Below are 5,096 nucleotides of genomic sequence, written 5' to 3' on the forward strand. Positions count from 1 at the left end.
GCGTAGAACTCGCGCGCGTACTCGTCGTAGGAGTCGGTGTCCCAGTCGGGCGGGATGAGCGCGAGCAGGCGGTCGAACAGCGCGTGCGCGCGTTCGCGATCGCCTTGCCGGTGCACCATCCAGGCGTGCTGCGCCGCCGGCACCCATGCCGTACTGTGCTCCTCGCCGTAGGTGCGCCGCGCAAGCTCGGCGCTCTGTTCGTACGCGCGCTCGGCGCCGGCGTAGTCGCCCTGGTCCTCGCGCACGGAGGCGAGCCCGGGCAGGATCAGCTGCTGCAGTTCGCGGTCGTCGCGGCGATGGCTCGCCGCGGCCGCGTCGATCGCGCGCAGGTAGGCCTGCTCGGCCGCGCGTGGATCGTCGCCGGAGCGGCGGAAGCCGAGCATGCCGAGTGCGTGCACGTAACCGGGGTCGGTCGGCGCTACGCGCGCATACAGGGCGATCGCGTTGTCGAGCGCGGCCTGCGAGTCCTCGCGCTCGCCCTCGTTCGCGTTGAACAGGCCGGCGCGGATGCCCCACCAGCGCGCGCGCTGCACGGCGCGGTCGAGTCCGGCGCGGCGGATCAGCGGGTCGGCCTGCTCGAGCAGGCGGCGCGACGCGGCGTAGTCGTTGCGGTCGCTCGCGTGCTGCGCATCGTCGAGCAGGCCGTCGACGATCGCCGGGTGCGCGTCGCCGAACGCGCGCCGTGCGAGCTCGACCTGCTGCTCGTGCAGCGCGCGGTAGCGCGCGTCGTCGCCGAGCTCGCGGTAGATCGACGCGGCGACGCCGAGCAACTCGACCTGCGTCTGCGCGTCGTCGCCGAACTCGCGCGCGATGCGCGGCGCGGTCGAGTCGAGCAGTTCTCGCGCGCTCACCTGTCCGCGCGGCTTGTCCTGCGCGACGCGCGGGTCGCTCGCGCGGAACATGTCGATGAGGAAGTCCTTGATCGTCTCGGCGCGACGCGCCTGCTCGCGCGCGACCTGCGCCTGCCACAGCGCGATGCCGAGCGCGGCGACGATCGCGACCAGAACCGCGAGCGCGGCGGCGACGCCGCCGCGGTGGCGCGAGACGAACTTGCGCGCGCGATAGCTCCGCGACGGCGGATGGGCGAGCACCGGCTGGCCGTCCAGATGGCGCTGCAGGTCGTCGGCAAGCGGGCCGGCGCCCGCATAGCGGCGCGCGGGTTCCGCATCGATCGCGCGCAGCACGATGTTGTCGAGGTCGCCACGCAGCGCGCGACGCAGCGCGTCCGGCGGCAGCGGTGCGTCAGGCCCGGCGGCGTGCGCCTGCGCCGACAGGGTGCGCGTGTCGCCGGGCTCGCGCCGACGCCCGGTCAGCAGCTCGCCGAGCAGTACGCCGAGCGCATACACGTCGGTCGCCGCGGTGACGAGTTCATGGCGGAACTGTTCGGGCGCCGCGTACGCGGGCGTCATCGCGACCGCGTGCGTGCGCGTCGTGTCGAGCGGGTCGTCGGCGTCGAGCAGCTTGGCGATGCCGAAATCGAGCAGCTTCACGTCGCCGTCGCCCGTCACGAGCACGTTCGACGGCTTGAGGTCGCGGTGCACGATCAGCGCACGGTGGGCCGCTTCGACGGCGCGACAGACCGCCACGAACAGCTGCAGGCGCGCGCGCAGGTCGAGCCGACGCGTGCGCGCGTAGTCGGTGATCGGCACGCCGTCGACGAGTTCGAGCGCGATGTACGGCACGCCCGCCTCGGCAACGCCGCCTTCGATGAGGCGCGCGATGCCCGGATGGTGCAGTTGCGCGAGCGCGCGGCGCTCGCTGCGGAAGCGCCGCTGTTCGTCCGCGGTGTAGATGCCCCGGCGCAGGAGCTTGAGCGCGACGACCTGCTGCACGCCCGCCTGCTCCCGCGTGGCGCGGAAGACGATCGAGCTGCCGCCTTCGCCGAGCCGCTCGCCGAGCGTGAACGGACCGACCGTCGAACCGCTCGCCGCGAGCGGCACATCGGCGCCGGACTCGCCGACGCGCCCGAGCAGGTCCTCGAACGCTCCGTCGAGCGGCGCGTCGCGCACGGCGTCGGCGGCGAGCATGCGTTCGAGCGTGGTTCGCACCGACGCCGGGCGCCCGGCCAGCCAGAGGGTGCGCTCGGCGGGCGCGAGCGCGAGCACGTGTTCGAACAGCCCGCGCAGATTCGGCAACGCTTCGGTCATCGCGGATTCCTGCGCGAGTGTCACCAGCGCACAACGCCGCATCGCCTGCCCGGCGGACATGCGGGCCACCGGGGCACGCGAGCGCGGCCCGCGCAGTGTAGCGGCGCATCGGCGCCGCGGATGCGCCGTGGTGGCGCCTGCCGCCGACTCGGTGGCTACTCCGGTGACGCGCGCGCGCCGCGTGGCGACGTCGCGTGGGTGCGGCTCCAAGCGCGGCGCAGCTGCCGCGCGGACGCGAAGCCGCTGCGCTCGGCGACGCGCTCCATGTCCAGCCGCGTATGACCGAGCAGCTCGGCCGCGAGCGCGACGCGCAGCCGGTTGACGTAGTCGGGCAGGCTCATGCCCGCGTGTTCGTTGAACAGGCGCGAGAGGTGGCGCGGGCTCGCGTTCGCGACGTGCGCGAGCGCGGCGAGCGACCACGCGCGCGCGGGATCTGCGGCGACGGCGTCCTGCGCGCGGTGCACGACCGGGTGCAAGTGGTTGCGTCCCTGCAGCCACGGCGACAGCTGCGGATCGCTGCCGCTGCGGCGGAGGTAGACGACGAGGTGGCGGGCGATCGCGGCGGCGACCGCCGGCCCGCACTCGCGGGCGACGAGATGCAGCAGCAGGTCGGTACCCGCGGTCACGCCAGCGCTGCTGAGGCGCGTGCGATCCTCGACGTAGAGCCGGTTCTCGTGCACGCGCGCGGCGGGCGCGATCGCGGCGAGTTCCGCGCAGCACGCGTGGTGGGTCGTGCAGGCGTAGCCGTCGAGCAGGCCCGCGCGCGCGGCGAGCAGCGCGCCGCTGCAGATCGAGATCACGCGATGCGCGTCGCGCACGTGCCGCCGCAGCCACTCCACGAGCGCGCGTTCGTCGCGATCGACCGCGGCATCACCAGGATCGGGCGCGAACGCGACCGTGTCGGTGCTGCCGCCGAGCACGAGCCAGGCGTCCGCGGGCGGCGCGCCCGGCAGCGGCTCGAATGCGCCGAGGACCAGGCCGATCGAACTCGTCACGTGCGCGCGCGCGGCGAAGTAGCGTACGTCGAACTGCAGCGCCGACTGCTCGATGTTCGCGCGCCGCAGCACCTCGAGCGGCCCGGCGAGGTCGAGCAGCAGCGCGCGTGGCGGCACCAGCACCCAGACGGCCTGCCGGCGCGGCGCACGCGTCACGCGGCACGCCTCGTCGTGGCCGCGTCGAGCGCCTGTTCGACGGTCGCGATGCGCGCGAAGCGTCCATCCAGCACGAGCTCGGTGCGCGCGCGCAGCTCGGCCGCGCTCCAGCGGCGGCCGTCGCGATCGGTCATCGCGAACGTGAGCGTCGCTTCGCCGACGTAGTCGACCTCGTAGCCGAGGTCGGATGCGTGGCGCGCGGTCGTCTCGCAGCATTGCTCGGTGCGGATGCCGGAAACGATCACGCGGTGGATGCCGCGCGCGGTGAGCCAGACGTCGAGGCCGCTGCCCACGAGTGCGCTGTGGCGCGTCTTGTGGAACGTGGCGTCGGCCTCGATCACGAGCGGCGCGAGCGTGCGCACGTGGCCGCTCGCGAGCGAGAACGGGCCGTCGGGTTCGACGTGGAAGACCTGCACGACGGCGATGCCGAGCGCCTTCGCGCCATCGACGAGCGCCTGCTGGCGCGCGACGTAGGTGGCGACATCGGCGTCGTCCCAGTACGGACGGACGCGGAACGATTCCTGGGCATCGACGACGACGAGGGCGGTGTGCGAGGCGTTCATGGCGGCTCCGGGGCAAGGAATGGTAGCGCCATCCTCGCGCCGGACGCGCAGGCGCGACAGGCCGCGGCGGGACCAGGAGCGGACAGAAAACGCCATCTTCACAGCAAACGGTTCAGGCGCCATCGGCGACCACAGCCGGCGCGCCTGGCGCGACCCGGCCGCGCAGCAGCTGCAGCCATGCGAAGCCGCCTGCGAGCAGCGGCAGGTGCACGGTCGCGCCACGCCAGACGAGCGCGGCGGGTGCGAGTTGCGCGGGCGTCATCCATGGCGCAAGCGCCGCAGCGAGGCCGAGCTCGGCGCCGCCCGCGCCGGACGGAACGCCGGTCCACTGTGCGACGTGCATGACCACGCCCTGCGCGAGCAGCGTGACCGGGTACGGTACCGCGTGACCGAAGGCGCCGAGCGCGAGCCACAGCACGCCGTAACGCGTCAGCCACTGCGCGCTCGTCAGCAGCGCGAGCGCGAGCATCGCGCGCGCGTCGCCGCGCAGCAGCCGGGCGGTGTCGTCCAGCGCCTGCGCGAGCAGCACGACGGCGCGCGAAATGCGGCCGCGATGACGCTCGGCGTGGCGCAGCGCTGCACGCAGCAGTGGGCGGCGCAGCGCGACGGCGAGCAGGGTGGCGGCGCCGAGGGCGCCGCCACCCGCGAACGCGGCGTGCAGCACGGGTCCGGGCACCGCCGACCGCAGTGCGGCACCGGCAGCGACAGGCAGCGCCACCGCGAAGAACACGGCGTCGACGATCTGGTCCGCGGCCGCGATCGCGGTGGCCGCGCTCGTCGTCGCACCCGCGCGGCGCACAAGCAGCACGTTCGCCGCGTAGCCGCCGAGCCCGCCCGGCGTCGCGAGGAAACCGGAGTCGGTCGCGAGCGAGACGAGCAGCGAACGCAGCGGACGCAGGCGTACGCCGACGCGGTGCGCGAGCACGGCGAGCTTGGCTGCGCGTGCGAGCCATCCGGACACGGTCACGCCGAAGATCGTCGCGAGTGCGCCAAGCGGGACCTCGCGCACGGCCGCGAGCGCGGCGTGCCCACCGAGCAGTAACGGTACCGCGAGTGTCGCGAGCAGTGCGAGCGCGAGCAGCAGCGGCCGGCGCAAGGCGCGCACGTCAGACCGGGCCGCGCAGCGTCACGGTGGCAGCGCGCATGCGCTCGACCGCGGCGGACTTGGTCAGCGGCTCGCGACGCTCGAGCAACTGCGCGAGCACGTCGCGCCAGCCGTCGACGAGGTCCACATG

Annotated in this window: 4 protein-coding genes; all 4 read right to left on the minus strand. The window is 74.2% G+C overall.

Going from position 1 to position 5,096, the window contains the following annotated elements; translation table 11 throughout:
- On the minus strand, positions 1-2,147 hold a 2,147-nt coding region (locus tag VI238_RS16060; protein ID WP_331653174.1), incomplete at its 3' end, for a serine/threonine-protein kinase.
- A 155-nt stretch (positions 2,148-2,302) separates the two neighbouring features.
- Positions 2,303-3,298 (minus strand): GlxA family transcriptional regulator, encoded by a 996-nt coding sequence (locus VI238_RS16065; protein ID WP_331653175.1) that lies wholly within the window; start codon positions 3,296-3,298, stop codon positions 2,303-2,305.
- Entirely contained in the window at positions 3,295-3,861 is a 567-nt protein-coding gene (locus VI238_RS16070) for an isochorismatase family protein (protein WP_331653176.1), read from the minus strand. Before VI238_RS16070 ends, VI238_RS16065 begins: the two co-directional genes overlap by 4 nt.
- Before the next feature lie 112 nt (positions 3,862-3,973).
- Entirely contained in the window at positions 3,974-4,957 is a 984-nt protein-coding gene (locus VI238_RS16075) for a lysylphosphatidylglycerol synthase domain-containing protein (RefSeq protein WP_331653177.1), read from the minus strand.
- Between the last annotated feature and the right edge of the window lie 139 nt (positions 4,958-5,096).

The organism is Dokdonella sp. (assembly GCF_036518555.1).
Taxonomy (GTDB): Bacteria; Pseudomonadota; Gammaproteobacteria; order Xanthomonadales; family Rhodanobacteraceae; genus Dokdonella_A.